Origin of the sequence: Paenarthrobacter sp. NPDC058040 (assembly GCF_042885775.1) — a bacterium.
GTDB lineage: Bacteria > Actinomycetota > Actinomycetes > Actinomycetales > Micrococcaceae > Arthrobacter.
Map to the genome: position 1 here is coordinate 34,864 of NZ_JBHVRN010000002.1, position 16,078 is coordinate 50,941.

At 65.5% G+C, this 16,078-nt stretch carries 14 protein-coding genes and 1 tRNA gene; 8 read left to right on the plus strand and 7 right to left on the minus strand.

The genetic code is table 11. The features are described from left to right. Positions 1–3: 3 nt before the first annotated feature. The 4 genes from ACFVSJ_RS02995 to ACFVSJ_RS03010 all read right to left on the minus strand — a co-directional run bounded on the left by ACFVSJ_RS02995 (position 4) and on the right by ACFVSJ_RS03010 (position 3,702). Positions 4–1,218 (minus strand): DNA glycosylase AlkZ-like family protein, encoded by a 1,215-nt coding sequence (locus ACFVSJ_RS02995; protein WP_387434256.1) that lies wholly within the window; start codon positions 1,216–1,218, stop codon positions 4–6. A gap of 75 nt (positions 1,219–1,293) precedes the next feature. Next, on the minus strand, positions 1,294–2,292 hold the full coding sequence (locus tag ACFVSJ_RS03000; protein ID WP_387434259.1) for a glycosyltransferase family 4 protein: 999 nt from the start codon (positions 2,290–2,292) through the stop codon (positions 1,294–1,296). Further along, positions 2,293–2,691, minus strand: a complete 399-nt coding sequence (locus ACFVSJ_RS03005) for a 6-pyruvoyl tetrahydropterin synthase family protein (RefSeq protein ID WP_387434262.1) — start codon at positions 2,689–2,691, stop codon at positions 2,293–2,295. Positions 2,692–2,694: 3 nt separating this feature from the next. Continuing rightward, positions 2,695–3,702, minus strand: coding sequence for a zinc-binding alcohol dehydrogenase (locus tag ACFVSJ_RS03010; RefSeq protein WP_387434264.1), 1,008 nt, complete (start codon positions 3,700–3,702; stop codon positions 2,695–2,697). Between the two features lie 116 nt (positions 3,703–3,818). Here ACFVSJ_RS03010 and ACFVSJ_RS03015 point away from each other — a divergent pair. Then, positions 3,819–3,908 (plus strand) — tRNA-Ser (locus tag ACFVSJ_RS03015). A 57-nt stretch (positions 3,909–3,965) separates the two neighbouring features. Here ACFVSJ_RS03015 and ACFVSJ_RS03020 read toward each other — a convergent pair. Further along, positions 3,966–4,340, minus strand: coding sequence for a hypothetical protein (locus ACFVSJ_RS03020; RefSeq protein WP_387434266.1), 375 nt, complete (start codon positions 4,338–4,340; stop codon positions 3,966–3,968). Between the two features lie 132 nt (positions 4,341–4,472). Beyond that, positions 4,473–4,883 carry a peptidoglycan-binding protein gene (locus ACFVSJ_RS03025; protein WP_387434268.1) on the minus strand — a complete coding sequence of 137 codons (411 nt, stop codon included), beginning with the start codon at positions 4,881–4,883 and terminating at the stop codon, positions 4,473–4,475. Between the two features lie 217 nt (positions 4,884–5,100). Between ACFVSJ_RS03025 and ACFVSJ_RS03030 the strand changes: the two genes are divergently transcribed. The 7 genes from ACFVSJ_RS03030 to ACFVSJ_RS03060 all read left to right on the plus strand — a co-directional run bounded on the left by ACFVSJ_RS03030 (position 5,101) and on the right by ACFVSJ_RS03060 (position 14,902). Further along, the gene (locus tag ACFVSJ_RS03030; RefSeq protein ID WP_387434271.1) at positions 5,101–5,667 is read left to right on the plus strand and encodes an SRPBCC family protein; all 567 of its coding nucleotides are present in this window, start codon (positions 5,101–5,103) and stop codon (positions 5,665–5,667) included. Then, positions 5,664–6,836, plus strand: a complete 1,173-nt coding sequence (locus tag ACFVSJ_RS03035; RefSeq protein WP_387434272.1) for a cation:proton antiporter — start codon at positions 5,664–5,666, stop codon at positions 6,834–6,836. Before ACFVSJ_RS03030 ends, ACFVSJ_RS03035 begins: the two co-directional genes overlap by 4 nt. Before the next feature lie 39 nt (positions 6,837–6,875). After that, positions 6,876–7,493: a hypothetical protein gene (locus ACFVSJ_RS03040; RefSeq protein WP_387434275.1), complete on the plus strand. Its 618-nt coding sequence runs from the start codon at positions 6,876–6,878 to the stop codon at positions 7,491–7,493. 87 nt (positions 7,494–7,580) lie between these two features. Beyond that, a complete protein-coding gene (locus tag ACFVSJ_RS03045; RefSeq protein WP_387434278.1) occupies positions 7,581–8,294 on the plus strand; it encodes a YcnI family protein in 714 nt (237 codons plus the stop codon). Positions 8,295–8,392: 98 nt separating this feature from the next. Next, positions 8,393–9,022 carry a DUF4232 domain-containing protein gene (locus ACFVSJ_RS03050; protein WP_387434281.1) on the plus strand — a complete coding sequence of 210 codons (630 nt, stop codon included), beginning with the start codon at positions 8,393–8,395 and terminating at the stop codon, positions 9,020–9,022. A gap of 56 nt (positions 9,023–9,078) precedes the next feature. Then, a complete protein-coding gene (locus tag ACFVSJ_RS03055; RefSeq protein ID WP_387434282.1) occupies positions 9,079–14,031 on the plus strand; it encodes a DEAD/DEAH box helicase in 4,953 nt (1,650 codons plus the stop codon). Then, positions 14,024–14,902 (plus strand): DNA-formamidopyrimidine glycosylase family protein, encoded by an 879-nt coding sequence (locus ACFVSJ_RS03060; protein ID WP_387434284.1) that lies wholly within the window; start codon positions 14,024–14,026, stop codon positions 14,900–14,902. The genes ACFVSJ_RS03055 and ACFVSJ_RS03060 overlap by 8 nt, the downstream gene beginning before the upstream one ends. On the opposite strand, the gene ACFVSJ_RS03065 is transcribed toward ACFVSJ_RS03060, so the two are convergent. Beyond that, entirely contained in the window at positions 14,857–15,900 is a 1,044-nt protein-coding gene (locus ACFVSJ_RS03065) for a LacI family DNA-binding transcriptional regulator (protein WP_387434287.1), read from the minus strand. The genes ACFVSJ_RS03060 and ACFVSJ_RS03065 overlap by 46 nt on opposite strands. Positions 15,901–16,078 lie beyond the last annotated feature (178 nt).

The following is a 16,078-nucleotide window of genomic DNA, read 5'->3' on the forward strand; positions in this document are numbered from 1 at the left end:
GGCTTAGCGCCCGGCAGCCTCGTCCAACGCATCGATCCGGATTTGCCGCGACGCCGGGGAATCCAGGCTGAAGGACCGGAAATCACCGAGTTCGTCGCGGATCCACGCCTCCACCTCGGCGATCCGTTGCGTCACGGCAGCGGTCGGTTCGGCGAAGGTCCATGCCGCGATACGTGCCTTGCCGGGATCGTATTGCCACAGCCCGATGATCCGCCCTCGGTCCAGGATGGGGTGGTCCGGGAGATCAGCCTGGAGCGCCAACGTCGTGTCCAGGACCTTCTTTCCCTTGTCCTGGTCGGCGAACATGTCCGCTGAGTTGCGCCTGTGGAGGACCAGTGAGTCCGTGCCGGCGAGCAGTTGGATCTGCTCCTCGCGTTGTTCGTCGAAGTCGCCCAAGCGTTCGACGTCGGCAGGCAGCATCCAGAGCACGTCGCCGCCCGCCGTGGTCACCTCGGAGGCCCCGACGGCGGCAAGCGCAGCCTTCGTCTGGGCGACGGTAAAAGCCGTGAACCACTGACTCTGTTTCAGCGTCGCTCCGCCAGTCCAGCGCAAGTAGCGTTCGAGCAGCAGGCGGCGCGCGCCGTCGTCGTCCATTCCGCTGGGCGGCAGGTTCCACGAGGTATAGGCGTAGCGCTGCTGGTCCAGGCGGCCATTGACGGGGACTCGGCGGATGCGGCCGTCCGCCTGGAGGAGGCCAAGGGCCGTGGGCAGCGTGGTGGCGGCACCCTTCTTCTTGCCCTCCTCGCCAAGGCTGCGGACGGAGTCGCCGAGCTCGTCCTTGAGTTGCTTGGGGTCCAACGGAGCGCCCGCTTCCTTGAGGAGGTGTTCCACTTCGTCTTCGAGAAGGGTGATCTCGCCGCGCTCCACGCCCAACCGGGCCAGCACCTTGAACGAGGCCAAAGCGGAGTCGCGGCCCACTTGGAGGCCCCAGCCGTAGTCGCTTTGGCCCAGGACATATGTGCAGCCCCGGGCAACCGGGAGTTCGTGGATCCTCAGCGCTTTGACGTCCCGGTCGGCCTGCTCACGGCTGATGCCTGCCCGGGCGAAGAGGCCCAGGTACGGGTTGGCGCCGCCCACCGAACGCGCCCAGCCGGCGTGGTGCAGGACTTCCTCGGAGGACTTGCCATGGAGGGAACCGTCGAGACCCTGTTTGTGCCAGGCCCACGCGCGGAGTCGTTCGGGCGTGAGCGTGGCAGCGGCGGGCACTGAGGGTGTCATGGCCCCATTGTGCACCGTCGATCCCGCGAGTTGGCACTTAACGACAGTCGCAGCCCTTGGGACTGTCGTTAAGTGTCAACTCGGTGGAACTGCGAGGGCGTTCAAGATCGTCGCGGCAGTAGTGTCCCAGCCGGGAAGGCCGCGTCGGGCATGGTGGGCCGCAGTCCGCCACGCATCCTGGAGGGCAGGGTCCGTGAGCCATCTGCGGAGGGTCCGCGCCAAGGCTGCGGGGCTACCTTCGACGGCTGCCCCCGCACCCCAGCTACCCAGCGCCTCCACGGCACCGGTCCCTTGCCGCACCAGCACCGGCACCCCATGGGCCAACGACTCCACCACCACCATGCCGAACGCCTCCGACCGCGAGACAAGGACGCTCACGTCGGCAGCGTGCCACTGGTCCTCGAGGGCCCGCCCGCTGAGCTCGCCGGTAAGTGCGATGCGACCGTCCAGCCCATGATTCACGACGGCGGCCCTCACCTCGGCGGCGTAAGCCGGGTCGGCGTCGGGTGAGCCAATAAGCGCGGCACTCCATGGCAGGTCGCGGAGTTGGCTCAACGTTTCCACGAGCATTTTTTGTTGTTTGTTGGGCAGGAGTGCGGCCACAGCAACGATGCGCGGGGGTTCCGAACCGACGGCCACGTCCCCAGGCTCGACGCCGGGCCGAGCCACCACGGCGTCCACGTGTCCGTACTTCGCCTGCAGTTCCGCGACGGCGTGCTCACTGGGACAAATGACGCCCGTAGCCGCAGCCAACGCCTTTGCTTCAAGCGCCGGGTGATCGGCGAGCGCCATGTGCGAGAGGATCCACACTTTTGTACCTCGGCCTACTGCTGCCGCCACCTCGTCGGGCGACCCACTGGCCACCAGGCCGTCGGCAATCACGGTTGTGCCGCCGTCGAGCGCGTCCGCGAACCGTTTCCTGTCCACGGCGCTGCCCACCGGCCAATCGCCGTCGACCGTTACTGTCTCAACATCGGCACCCAGGGCACCCAAGTGCCCCGCCAGGTTTGCGTTGTACTTGTTGCCTCCCGAACCGTGCCGGACATTCCCCGGGACAATAAGCCGGACGTCCACCTAGGTGCCCGGGAGCTCCAGCGAAAAGCCCGCCCAAGCGTCGGGGTTCTCCCGGAGGACGACGTCGATGCCGGCGAGCGCCCTGCCGTCGGGGGTTTCGGTGATCCGGGCCGCAACTGCCCCGGCGATGTGCTGGGCGAGGGCCTCGGTGGTGGAAAGCTTGCCCGCGAAAGCGGCGTGCTCGTCCAGGTTCTTGTAGTTCAGGTCTGCCAGGACATCCTCGAGGATGCGGCCGGCCACGCCGATGTCCAGGACTATCGAATCGCCGTTGAGAGTTGGGCGGCGAAAGCTGACCTCAGCCACGAACGTGGCTCCGTGCAGGCCCTGTGCCGGGCCGAATGCCTCGCGGGGAAGACTGTGGGCAATCATGAAATAGCGTCGGACGGTCAGGCTGAACATGTCTTACTCCTCCGGCTTGGGGTAGGCGACCACGTGGCAGAAGCCGCCGGGCCGTTCCAACAGGGTAGCGAGCGTGGCGGGCAGGTTACGGAACAGGCATTCGCTGGTGAGGAACGTGTCGAACAACGGGTCCTTGAGGGCTTCTGCTGCGGTTTCGAGTCTCTGCGCGGTGGTCCGCCTGTGCCTTCTGGGGAGGGCGACGGCGCCTACTTGGCTGGAGCGGATGCTCAGCCGACGGGCGTGAAAGTCCTCCCCGAGCGGCAGCGTGACCTCCTTGTCCGCGAACCAGGAAAGCTCGATGACGTCCGAATCATCCCCTGCCAATTGCAGGCTGAGTTTGAGGCCTTCGTCGGTGGCGGAGCAGTGGAAGACGATGTCGCAGTCGTTCTGGGCGTTTTCCGGAAGGGCGAAGTCGATGCCGAGTGTTTGCGCCAGCTTTTCCTTCTCCGGGTCGGCGTCCACGAGCTGGAGCCGGCCGAGCGGGAACTTTCGCAGGAGCGTCGCCAAGGCGCCGCCCACCAAACCACCTCCGACGACGGCGACCCGGTCACCCAGCCGCGGCCCGGCTTCCCAGAGTGCGTTGACGGCCACCTCCACGATGCCGGTAAGGACAGCCCGGCGGGCCGGGACGTTCTTGGGGATCTCGGTGAGTTGGCTGGTGGGAACCACGTAGTAATCCTGGTGCGGGTGCAGGCTGAACACAGTCCTGCCCACCCACTCCGTTGGTCCCTGTTCCACGACGCCGACGTTCAGGTAGCCATACTTCACCGGTCCCGGGAAGTCCCCCTCCTGGTGCGGGGCATGCATGCGTTCGGCGACCCTCTGCGGGACGTGTCCGCCGTGGACTACACGTTCCGTGCCGCGGCTGACCCCTGAGTAGAGGGTTCTTACAAGGGCTTCGCTTTCGCGTGGGACCGGGAGCTCTTCGCGACGCAGTTCACCGTGGCCGTTTGCGGTGATCCAGTAGGCCTCGGCTTCGTTGGGTGCGGCACGTTCTTCGGAGATCGTCATGATACTTACGAATCTATCCTCAGGGTTTGCTTGGACGGAAGTTGCTTTGTGTCCCCCACCACGATTGTCGGCCCGTTTTGGGGAACTGCGCCCACCTCCGGTACCCTATTTCAGTTGGTGACGTGTCCGAGCGGCCGAAGGTGCAACACTCGAAATGTTGTTTGGTGTAAAAGCCAACGTGGGTTCAAATCCCACCGTCACCGCCACGTAGAAAGGCCCTGGTTCCCTGCTTTTGCAAAGGGAACCGGGGTCTTTCGCTTTGGCTAGAACTTGTATTCAAAGCCGCCGGAAAGGGCCGGCCTGAGGATCAGCGTTCCCGAGCTTGCGGGTACGTCCAAGACAATCATGCCCCGTGCCTTCTCACCCGGACCCATCCCGGCGACAGGGAAGGTCTCGGAATCGTCAAGGCACGAATAGGTTGCAGAGCCACCGAGGGAACCGTTGAAGGTCTTGCCATCCGAACCGATGAACTTGAAGTCGTAGCCGCTCAAGTCGAACTTCGGAATCACAGCATTGGCCAACTCAGGCGTAGTTTCCGCACTAATGTCAACGGCCAGGAGTTTGCCGTTCTCTGCAGCACGGGCATACGGCCTGGTGCAGGTGACCGGCTTGGTCATGTTTGGCTGATCGTGGCTCATGGAATTCCTTTCGACGCATGCAGGGATGCGCCAAAGCAGGGACGGGGTGACGCCTAATCTGCCGGGAGTTCCGTCAAAGCGCGAAACCGCTTTCCGTCGCCTGTGGATAACATCTACCACTTAAAGCAGCAATCAGATGTTGCACCCCGAAGCCCGTGCAGCCGAGTACGGGTACCAGCTGATCGGGCCGGGCCCCATCTGCGGCGCACAAAGAATGTTCCACGTTCGCGGGCCTACGATGCCATCCGCCTGCAGACCCCAGTAGCGCTGGAATCCGATGACCGCGTTGCGGGTTGCCGGTCCGTAGGCGTTGTCCACGGCAAGGGTTCCGTACGGCGAACCGATGCGTGTGCGGAAGGCATTCAACAGGGTCTGGATATTGCCCACGCAGCTGGAGTAGCCGCCATAGCTGTAGTTGTAGTCGACGCATCGTCCGGCCGCCTGGGCCGGTGCAGGAGCAGCAACACTGAGCGTGCCGCCGAGGACAAGGCTGGCCGCAACAGACGTGAGTGCCAAAGTGATGCGTCGTGTTGTTTTACGCATGAGTAAATCCTTTCGATGGAGAATTTCGGTCCATGCTAACCCGCGCGGTTGCGGTGCAGGGATGGGCAGCGCTCCCCATGCCCCCACCGAGGAGTGAGGTCCCAGCCCTATGCCCGGGCTAATACCCCGGGATCTAACCCCTCGCGCCGCCCGGCGGTACATTAATCACGGATGCCACAAGGACACCCTCGGAGCCGCACGGACGGTGGAGGCAACAATGGCCGGGTCGACCAGCAAGACAGTCAAGAGCACCGACTACGAGTTCGTCACCGTGTGGCGCGTGGCCGGAACGCTCCAGGAAGTGGTGGATGTCCTGGGAGATGCGGGGACGCTGAAACAGTGGTGGCCTGCCGTCTACCTGGACGTGACGCCCGTAAGCACCGGAAACCCAGGTGGGACGGGCAACTCGTTCGATCTCCATACCAAGGGCTGGCTCCCCTACACGCTGCGTTGGAGGCTGACGGTCACGGAGCCGGTGACGCTCCACGGATTTGCGCTCACGGCCAAGGGCGACCTCAACGGAACCGGCCGCTGGACCTTCGAGACGGACGGCCCTGAGGTTGTGATCACCTATGACTGGCGAGTCAGCACGGCAAAACCCCTGCTGCGCAGATTGAGTTGGCTCCTCAAACCGGCTTTCTCGGCGAACCACCACTGGGCCATGGTCCAAGGCGAGGAGAGCCTGAAACTTGAGCTCCGCCGTCGTCGGTCCACCACCGATCCTGCCCGTGTGCCCGCACCACCGGGACCAACGTTCACCCGCCTGCCTGAACGAAACCGTTGACGTTCCTTCAGCTTTCCCTGATTTCGGCGGTGGCCCTGTTGGGCCCACTCCTGGCGTTGCCCAGGAAGTGGCATTTGCCGGTGGTTCTCGGCCAGCTCCTGGCGGGAGTCCTCATAGGCCGAACCGGATTGCATCTGGTGGACCCCGGCGACCCGACCTTCACGCTGATTGCCGACGTAGGCTTCGCGCTGATCATGTTCGTTGCCGGAACACACGTTCCCGTCCGTGACAAGGCCATCCGGGCAGCCTTGGGCAGTGGGGCCGCCAGGGCCGGAGCGGCAGCTGTCCTGGCCGTCGCCACAGGAATTGGAACAGCGGCCGTCTTCGGCACGGGGCATGCACCGCTGTACATCGTGTTGCTGGCATCGTCTTCCGCGGCTTTGGTACTCCCGATCGTCGACTCCTTAAAGCTCCACGGGCCCAAAGTCCTGACCATGACAGCCCAAGTGGCCATCGCGGACATTGCCTGCATTGTCGCGCTGCCACTGGCCGTCGATCCACCCAATGCCGGGCGGGCGGCACTGGGTGCCACGGCGGTGGCCGTCAGTGCGCTCGTCCTCTTCTTCGTGCTCCGTGCGTTGGAACGCAGCGGCACGCGAGGCCGCCTGCACGACGTTTCCGAAGACCGTAAGTTTGCCCTTGAGCTTCGGATCCAGTTGGCCTTGTTGTTCGCGTTGGCCGGGTTGGCAGTCCTGGGCCATGTGTCCGTGATGCTGGCGGGCTTCTCCTTTGGCCTGGCCGTGGCGGCGGTGGGCGAACCACGACGCCTGGCCCACCAGCTTTTCGCCGTCAGCGACGGCTTCCTGGGGCCGGTCTTCTTCGTGTGGCTCGGGGCTTCCCTGAACCTGAATGACCTCGCAGCCAACCCACAAATGATCCTCCTGGGCGTTTGCCTCGGAACAGGCACGCTCCTGGTCCACTCCGCGATGCGCGTGCTCGGGCAGCCGTTCCCCTTAGCCGTGCTGTCGGCATCGCAACTGGGTGTTCCCGTGGCAGCGGCAACCATCGGCTCGCAACTGCACCTCCTGCAGCCGGGCGAAGGAGCAGCCATGATCCTCGGCGCACTCATCACCATCGCCGCAAGCGCCGCGACTGGGCCCCGGGCGGTCGCCGCGTCGGAGTCGGTCACGAAGCCATCCAAGGACGGCCGGGCAACGAACTCCCGATAGAATCGAAGCCGCAGCCGCGCCAACAAGAGGGAGGACTCCGTGCGCACTTCGCAGCCCCGGTCGCCCTTCCACGCCGTGCGGTCCGCCGCCATCGCGCTCGTCATCGTGCTCCTTGCGTCCGGCGCCCACGTTTTCGGCGGAGGGTCGCTCCCCACGGCTCCGGTCCTGCTGGCGCTCCTCGCCTTGACGGGCCTGGCCACCACGCTCGCCACCCGGTTCAAACTCAACTTCGTGGCGATGGCAACGCTCCTGGGTACCAGCCAACTCATGCTCCACGAGGCTTTCACTGCCCTGGCTCCGATCGATGTGGCCGCATCCAACGGTAGCCACCACCTTGGGACAGAATCGCTGACGCCTGTCTTGGATCCGGCCACCCACCTCCACGAGCTTGGCACCACCGCCGGTGCCCTCATGTTCATCGCGCACGTCCTGGCGACCATCGCGTCCGCGGCCGTATTGGCAAAGGGCGAGGACGCCCTCTGGCAGCTCGCCGCGTGGTTGCGGCCGCTGGTGGCGCTCCCGTCCTTGCTTTTCAAGCCCGACGCCGGTGCCGCACCGCTCGCCGTCGGCGCACCCAACGTCTTCATCCCCCGCCCCTGGCGGAACCTCAGGCAAGACAGCCGCCGCGGCCCGCCCGCCACCGTCGTACTTCCGTAGTTCCGCCCGGCACCGCCTTTCCAGGTGACGGGCTCCAAACCCGTACCCCCGCGCCACCCATGAGGCGCACCTTGAAAGGCATATCCCGTGAAGAACTCCGCCCTCCGCCGCAGCCTGTCCGCAACCGCCGTAGCCGGTGGTACCGCCGCCCTGATGATGGCGGGCCTCGCCGGGGCATCAGCCCACGTCGGTGCCACTCCGGACAAGACCGCCGCAAACTCCTACGCACTGGTGACCTTCGGCATTCCGCACGGCTGCGACACTTCCCCCACAACCAAAGTGGCCATCACCCTGCCGCAGGAACTGACCGATGCCCAGCCCACGGTCAACCCGAACTGGACCGTGGAAAAGGTGACGGAGACGCTCGCCGAGCCCAAGAAGCTCGACGACGGCACCTCCATCACCAAGCGGACCAGCCAGATCGTCTACACTGCCAAGACTCCCCTGGACCCGCACCTGCGCGATGCCTTGGTCCTGTCCGTGAAGCTGCCGGACGCAGCGGGCAAGACCATCTATTTCCCCACGCTGCAGACGTGTGAACAGGGCCAGACAAACTGGTCGGAAATAGCCAAGGACGGCCAGAACGAGCACGACCTGAAGTCCCCGGCACCTTCGGTGACCATCACCGCGCCCGATGCAGAAGGTGACCACCACGCAGCTGCCACGGTGTCCACGGAACAGGCTTCCTCCGTGACCGATGATGGCTCCACGGCCCGCAGCTGGGCAGGCATGCTGGCCGGTATCGCTGGTCTGGTCCTGGGTGCGGCGGCGTTCTTCCGCCGTTCCAAAGCAACGAAGTAGCTGGTCAGGCGCCCGAAAGATCACGATCCGGGCGCCAATCCCCCGTCGGGGCCGTGGCTCGATTGACTCGCGCCACGGCCCCGGCAAGGCTGGTGCCCATGTGGACTCAGCGCATCAAAACCGGACTTATAACGACGACGGCGGTCGCCTCGCTGCTGCTCATTGCCGCCTGCGGACCCAGCCCCAGTCCTGCGGGAAGCAGCAGCGCCCCGCCCACCTCGGCAACCCCCTCGCCCTCGTCGACGTCGGCTTCGCCCTCCGCTTCCACGTCGCCTTCGGCGCCGGCAACGTCCGCGGCTCCGGCAGGTCCGGCCCTGTGCAAGGCTTCCTCGCTGACGGTCGCCACCGACTCAACCGGCGGCGGCGCTGCGGGCAGCATCTACGAGAAGCTGATCCTGACCAACTCGGGCTCCGCACCCTGCATCCTGGAGGGCTTCGCCGGTGTTTCGCTGACGGCCGACGCCAACGGTGCACCTATCGGCGAGCCTGCCACGCGTGAGACCACGGTTCCGGTGACCAAGATCGAGCTGGCCCCTGGCAAGGCTGCCTGGGCCGAACTCCGCTACACCCAGGCCGGAAATTACGGCGACTGCACCAAGGTTGCCGCCGCTGGCTACCGGATCTACCCGCCGGAAGACACAGCATCGCTCTTTGTCGCAGAACCGCATGACGCCTGCAGCAATGCCGGCATCAAGCTCCTGACCATTACCGCCTTCCAGGCCGTCTGACCATCGCCCCACGGTCCGGACCTTATTCTGTCGGGGCCGTGGGGCATGATGGAGGAATGCAGGAGCAGCAGGCGCCTACTGGCGCCATGAGCCGGTTCAGCCAGGCAACCAGGGAATGGTTCCTCGGCGCATTTTCCGTGCCCACGCCTGCCCAGGACGGGGCCTGGAACGCGATCTCCTCGGGATCCCACGCCTTGGTGGTGGCTCCAACAGGTTCAGGCAAGACGCTCGCTGCGTTCCTGTGGGCTTTGGACCGCTTGCATTCCTCGCCAACGGACACCCTGCCCGGCCTTGAAGACGTTCCGGACCCAGTCGGCGGCAAGCGTGCCAAAAAGCCCAAGACCAAGACCCGGGTCCTCTACATCTCGCCGCTGAAAGCCCTCGGCGTCGACGTGGAACGCAATCTTCGCTCTCCGCTGATCGGAATCACCCAAACCGCCAAGCGTTTGGGGCTGCCCGCACCGCTTGTGACCGTCGGCGTCCGCTCCGGAGATACGACGGCGGCAGACCGCCGCACGCTGTTGACCAACCCGCCGGACATCCTCATCACCACCCCCGAATCCTTGTTCCTTATGCTGACCTCCCGTGCCCGGGAAACGCTCAGCGAAGTGGACACGGTGATCATTGACGAAGTCCACGCCGTGGCCGGCACCAAGCGTGGCGCCCACCTTGCTGTGTCCTTGGAACGGCTCGATGCGCTCTTGCCAAAGCCTGCCCAGCGCATCGGACTGTCGGCCACCGTGCAACCGCGGGAACTCGTGGCGCAGTTCCTGGCGGGTCAGGCTCCGGTGGAGATCGTGGCTCCGCCGTCCAAGAAGAATTGGAACCTCACGGTCACCGTGCCTGTGGAGGACATGTCCGACCTCCAGGGTGCTGCCGGGGCCTTCGACTCCGGTCCCGCGTCAGGACTGCAGCCGCAAGCCTCCATCTGGCCGCATGTAGAGGAACAGATCGTGGATCTTGTCCTCTCCAAGCAATCCACCATCGTGTTCGCCAACTCCCGTCGCCTGGCGGAACGCCTGACGGCCCGGCTCAACGAGATCTACGCGGAGCGGCAGCTGATGGCCGAATCCGGATCGGTTTGGGATACCCCTGCCAAGGTCCCGGTCTCCACCGCGACTCCCGCGCACATGATGGCCCAGGCCGGAAGCACCACCGGTGCCGACCCCGTGCTGGCGAGGGCCCACCACGGCTCAGTGTCCAAGGACCAGCGAGCCATGATCGAGGATGATTTGAAATCCGGCAGGCTGCGCTGCGTCGTTGCCACGTCATCCTTGGAACTCGGCATCGATATGGGCGCCGTGGACCTGGTCATCCAGGTTGAATCGCCGCCTTCCGTTGCCAGCGGCCTGCAACGCGTGGGCCGTGCGGGACACCAGGTGGGCGAGATCTCCGAAGGCGTCCTGTTCCCGAAGCACCGGGCGGACCTGCTGCACACGAGTGTCACCGTGGAACGGATGCTCAGCGGCCAGATTGAGCGGCTCAGCATTCCCACCAACCCGCTGGACATCCTGGCGCAACAGACCGTGGCGGCTACGGCTTTGGGCAGCATCGACGTCGAAGAGTGGTTCAGCACCGTCCGCAGATCCGCGCCCTTTGCCAGCCTGCCCCGCTCCGCGTTCGAGGCAACGTTGGACCTCCTGGCGGGCCGGTACCCCTCCGACGAATTCGCCGAGCTCCGGCCGCGCATCGTGTGGGACCGGCATGCAGGAACCATCGAAGGCAGGCCCGGCTCCCAGCGCCTGGCGGTCACCTCGGGCGGAACCATCCCGGACAGGGGTTTGTTCGGCGTCTACATCATCGGCACCGAGGTGGAGGGAACAGGCACAACCGGCGACGCGGACGGTCCCAGTGCCTCAACCCGGGCGGCCAAGGGCGGCCGGCGGGTGGGCGAACTCGACGAGGAAATGGTCTACGAGTCCCGGGTGGGAGACATCTTCGCGCTCGGGGCCACCAGTTGGAAAATCGAGGACATCACCCACGACCGCGTGCTGGTTTCCCCCGCTTTCGGCCAGCCCGGGAAACTGCCGTTCTGGAAGGGCGATTCCTTGGGTCGACCCGTGGATCTTGGCCGCGCCCTCGGTGCGTTCATCCGCGAGCTATCGGCTGCCGATCCCGCTCCGGCGATGGAGCGGTGCCAGGCCAGCGGATTGGACGCGTTCGCTGCCGGCAACCTGCTGCAATACCTGGAGGAGCAAAAGCAAGCCACCGAAGTCGTCCCAAGCGACCGCACCTTGGTGGTTGAACGCTTCCACGATGAACTGGGCGACTGGCGGGTGGTCCTGCACAGCCCGTTCGGTATGCCGGTCCACGCGCCCTGGGCCCTCGCAGTAGGCCAGCGCCTCCAGCAACGGTACGGCCTGGATGGTTCCGCCATGGCAGCTGACGACGGCATCGTGCTCCGCGTCCCCATGATGGAGGACGAGCCGCCGGGTGCTGAGCTTTTCCTTTTTGATCCCGAAGAGCTCGAACAAATCGTCACCGCCGAAGTGGGCGGCAGTGCCTTGTTCGCGTCCCGGTTCCGCGAATGTGCCGCCCGCGCTTTGCTGTTGCCGCGCCAGAATCCCACCAAGCGCCAACCCCTGTGGCAGCAGCGCCAACGGTCGGCCCAATTGCTGGACGTCGCCAAGAAGTACCCGGCGTTTCCCATCGTGCTCGAAACCGTGCGGGAGTGCCTGCAGGATGTGTACGACCTCCCTGCGTTGAAGGACATCGCCGCATCGGTTGAACGCCGTGAGCTGAGGATCGTCCAGACCACTACCCAGCAGCCCTCCCCTTTCGCAAAGTCATTGTTGTTTGGCTACGTGGCCCAGTTCCTCTACGAGGGCGATTCTCCACTTGCCGAGCGGCGTGCCGCTGCCCTGGCCTTGGACTCCACGCTCCTGAATGAACTGCTGGGGCGCGTGGAACTTCGCGAACTCCTGGACGCCCAGGTCATCCACACCACCGAGCGCGAGTTGCAAAGGCTGGTTCCAGACCGCCGCGCGCGCGGAATGGAGGGGGTCGCAGACCTGCTGCGTTTGCTTGGTCCTTTGGCGATCGAAGAAGTGGCCGAACGCCTCCAAGCAACAGACCAAGGTGAAGCCATCCGGATCCAGGAATCGCCCGGGCTGGAGAGTCCGGCGGAGACTGCGCCGTTGAACGACTCGGCGGACCAACTGGAGCCCCATGGCAGCGCCGCCGACGCCGAATCACACCTCCTGGCACTCCAAAAAGCCAACCGCGCGCTCAAGGTGACCATTGGCGGCGTCGAACGTTTCGCCGCGGTGGAAGACGCCGCCCGGCTGCGCGACGCCATCGGTGTCCCCTTGCCCATGGGTGTTCCGTTGGCCTTCATCGAGCCGGTCAACGATCCCCTGGGTGACCTCGTTTCCAGGCATGCCCGGACCCACGGGCCGTTCACTGCAGCTGAGGCGGCCACCCGCTTGGGACTGGGAGTCGCCGTCGTCAATACAGCCCTGAAACGGTTGGCTGCCGACGGCCGGGTAGTGGAGGGCGAGTTCCGCCCGCACGCCACTGCGCCCGCCACACAAGCACCCGACGCGGAGGTGATGGGCGTCGAAGCCCCGCCCTCCAGCGAGTGGTGCGATGCCGAGGTCCTTCGGAAGCTCCGTCGCCGTTCGCTCGCGGCGCTGCGGGCCGAAGTGGAGCCCGTCGACGCCGCGGCTTACGGCCGATTTCTTCCCGCGTGGCAAAACGTCACTGCACCCGGCAAGTCCCGCAGCCAGGCGCTCCGCGGACTGGATGGCATCATCACTGCGGTTGACCAGCTGTCAGGAGTTCCGGTTCCCGCATCGGCGTGGGAGCCACTGGTGCTGGCCAGCCGTGTGGCCGACTACAAACCTGCCATGCTCGACGAACTCATGGCAGCAGGCGAACTGCTCTGGTCAGGCGCGGGATCCCTGCCCGGAAATGATGGGTGGATCAGCCTGCACGTGGCCGATTCTGCCGAGCTCACGCTCAACCCGTCCCCGGACTTTGAACCCGGCGACGCGCAGCAACGTCTGCTGGAGTATCTGGGGGCGGGCGGCGGCTATTTCTTCCGGCAGCTCACGGAAGTTGCCGGTGGAATGGATGCCGTGCTGAGTGACGATGCCGTGGTTTCCGCCCTATGGGACCTCGTGTGGGCCGGCCGGGTCACGGGAGATACCTTCGCCCCTGTCCGTGCCATGATCGCGGGCGGACGGACGGCACACCGACAGGTCGCCAAGGCACCGAGGGCCCGCGCTCCCCGCATGAGCCGCCTCGGACGCCACGGCGCAGGACTCCTCGGATCGCCCGGACTGACCGGCGGCCGCTACGGATCCGTGGCCACGCAGGCACCCACGCCGCCACTCGCCGTCGGACGCTGGTCCGCGCTGCCCATGCCCGAACTGGACCCAACCATCCACGCCCGCGGCACAGCCGAACTCCTCCTGGACCGCTACGGGGTAGTCACCCGCGGTTCTGTCATGGCCGAGAACATCCTGGGCGGGTTCGGGCTGATGTACAAGGTCCTCGCACGGCTCGAGGAAGCCGGGCGTTGCCGCCGCGGATACTTCATTGAGCACCTCGGCGCGGCCCAGTTTGCGGTACCTGCCACCGTAGACCGGCTGCGTTCCTTCACGGAGGACTCCCGCATCGCCAAGGCGGAACCGTCGGCACTGGCCCTGGCGGCCACCGACCCCGCCAACCCGTATGGCGCTGCCCTCCCTTGGCCTTCGGTGGCCGGCGACGCCGGTTCGGGGCACCGGCCAGGCAGGAAGGCGGGAGCGTTGGTAGTGATGGTCGACGGCGCGTTGGTCCTTTACGTCGAACGCGGCGGAAAGACGCTGCTCACCTTCAGCCACGACGACGCGGCACTGACGGTCGCAGCAGAGGCGTTGGTGGGCGTGGTCCGTCGAGGCGCCGTGGACAAGCTGTTCATGGAGAAAGTCAACGGACACGACCTCCTCGAAACGCCCATAGCCGCAGCCTTGGCCGCTGCGGGAGCCTACTCGACGCCGAAGGGATTGCGGATCCGTGCCTGAGGGAGATTCCGTTTGGCGTGCCGCCCATAAGCTGAACCAGGCCCTGGCCGGGCAGGTGATCACGGCCTCGGACTTCCGCGTGCCCCGCTTCGCAACGCTGAACCTGGCGGGGTGGACCATGACCGAGGTGGTGCCCCGGGGAAAGCATCTGCTGATGCGCCTGGTGGGACCTGAAGACACGGAACCGGGCGCCAGCAGGAAACCTCGTGCCCTCACCATCCACTCGCATTTGAAAATGGAGGGTTCGTGGATGGTCTACGAACCCGGTGGACGGTGGACCAAGCCGGGCCATACGGCGCGGTGCGTGCTGCGGACCGCCGTTGCGGATGCGGTGGGGTTTTCGCTGGGCATCCTCGAAGTGGTGCCCACGGGGGAAGAGGACAAGGTGGTTGGCCATCTGGGCCCGGACTTGCTGGGGCCGGATTGGGACGAAGAAGAAGCCTTGCGCAGGCTCCTTGCTGAACCCAACGTTCCCATCGGTTATGCCCTGCTGGATCAGCGGAATCTTGCCGGGATCGGCAACATCTACCGCTGCGATTCCTGTTTCCTGTCCGGCGTGCATCCGGGCGTACCGGTGGGCCAGGTTCCGGACCTTTCGAAGATCGTCAATGATGCCAGGCGGCTCCTCGGCGAGAACCTCGGTCCAGGCCGGCGATCCACCCTTGGCCCGCGTGCCACCCGGCCCGGGTACTGGGTCTACGGAAGAACCCGCCAACCCTGCCGGCGGTGCGCTACGCCCATCCAGCACGGCTTGCTGGCGGCGCCGGACGGCAGCCAGGAAAGGGATATCTACTTCTGTCCGCGGTGCCAGCCTGCGCCCGGTGCTCAGGCCCCCGGCTCACCGCCCCCGAAGCCCGTCGACTCGCGCTGAACGATCCTGAATCCGGCTTTGACCGTCCGCGGAGCCGGTCCGCCGCGACCATCCTGAATCCGGTCCATCAACAGTCCCACAGCTGTCTCAGCGATCTCCGCCCTGCCCGGATCAACGCTGCTCAGCGATGGCAAGGAGTACCGGCCCTCGTCGAGGTTGTCGAAACCCATCAGGGCGATGTCATCCGGGATACGCAATCCTGCTTGTGCCAGGGCCCTCAGGGCGCCGAGGGCCAGGGTGTCATTCAGGGCAAAAATCGCGTCGAACTCCACGCACGATGCAAGGAGCTGCTGCACGGCGTGCACACCCGTTTCCCTGCCCCAGACTCCACCCCGCACTATGAGGGAAGGATCGGGTTTGATGCCGTGTTGCTCCAAGGCCTGCACGTATCCACGTTCGCGGAGGCTCGCCGAACTGGCGTCGTCCTCCGTGGCGGCCGCGGCGCCGACCAGGGCAATCCGGGTCCGGCCAATAGCCAGCAAATGCTCGACGGCGGCCCTGGCCGATGAAGTGTTGTGCATGGTCACGTGGTCCGTGGGACCACCGAAGATGCGTTCGCCGAGGAGGATCAGGGGATCGGAAGTATCCAGCACATGGACATCATGCTGGCCCAGCGCAGCCGGGCTGAACAACAACCCGTCGATGAAACGAAGTTGGCCACCAGAGAGGACAGAGAGTTCCTGCTGGCGGTCTCCGTTGGTCTGCTCGATCAGTACACGGAGGCCGCGCTTGGCTGCCGCGCGGATAACGTCGTCTGCGAGTTCGGCGAAGTAGGACTCGCGGAGCGACGGAACGGCCAGGCCGATTACCCCGGTCTTGCCGGATCGCAGACCGCGCGCAGACAAGTTGGGCCGGTATCCCATCTCGGACATCAGGCGCTGCACCCGCTCGCGGGTGACAGGTCCCACCTTGGGGCTGTCATTCAGAACGTTCGACACCGTCTTGATGGAAACGCCGGCCGCCCGCGCCACATCGTGAAGCGTCGGGTTCGAAGTCATGTGGGCCCTCCCTACCCCGGCAGCATCTCCGATCAGGGCGTTGCGTAGATCATAGCTTCACAATCCCGTCTCCACAGGATTTCCTTGACGGTACTCTTCCTGCGCCTTTAGCATTAGGTTCAACGTTGTACCTAGCCACTCGGTTGGAGTTTCCTGAGCGCACCCTTGGAGCATTGAC

Bases quoted from the DNA above. Each gene is read 5' to 3' on its own strand.
- ACFVSJ_RS03020 (WP_387434266.1), bottom strand. From the start codon at position 4,340: ATGAGCCACGATCAGCCAAACATGACCAAGCCGGTCACCTGCACCAGG.
- ACFVSJ_RS03025 (WP_387434268.1), bottom strand. From the start codon at position 4,883: ATGCGTAAAACAACACGACGCATCACTTTGGCACTCACGTCTGTTGCG.
- ACFVSJ_RS03050 (WP_387434281.1), top strand. From the start codon at position 8,393: ATGTGGACTCAGCGCATCAAAACCGGACTTATAACGACGACGGCGGTC.
- ACFVSJ_RS03005 (WP_387434262.1), bottom strand. From the start codon at position 2,691: ATGTTCAGCCTGACCGTCCGACGCTATTTCATGATTGCCCACAGTCTT.
- ACFVSJ_RS02995 (WP_387434256.1), bottom strand. From the start codon at position 1,218: ATGACACCCTCAGTGCCCGCCGCTGCCACGCTCACGCCCGAACGACTC.
- ACFVSJ_RS03030 (WP_387434271.1), top strand. From the start codon at position 5,101: ATGGCCGGGTCGACCAGCAAGACAGTCAAGAGCACCGACTACGAGTTC.
- ACFVSJ_RS03065 (WP_387434287.1), bottom strand. From the start codon at position 15,900: ATGACTTCGAACCCGACGCTTCACGATGTGGCGCGGGCGGCCGGCGTT.
- ACFVSJ_RS03010 (WP_387434264.1), bottom strand. From the start codon at position 3,702: ATGACGATCTCCGAAGAACGTGCCGCACCCAACGAAGCCGAGGCCTAC.
- ACFVSJ_RS03055 (WP_387434282.1), top strand. From the start codon at position 9,079: ATGCAGGAGCAGCAGGCGCCTACTGGCGCCATGAGCCGGTTCAGCCAG.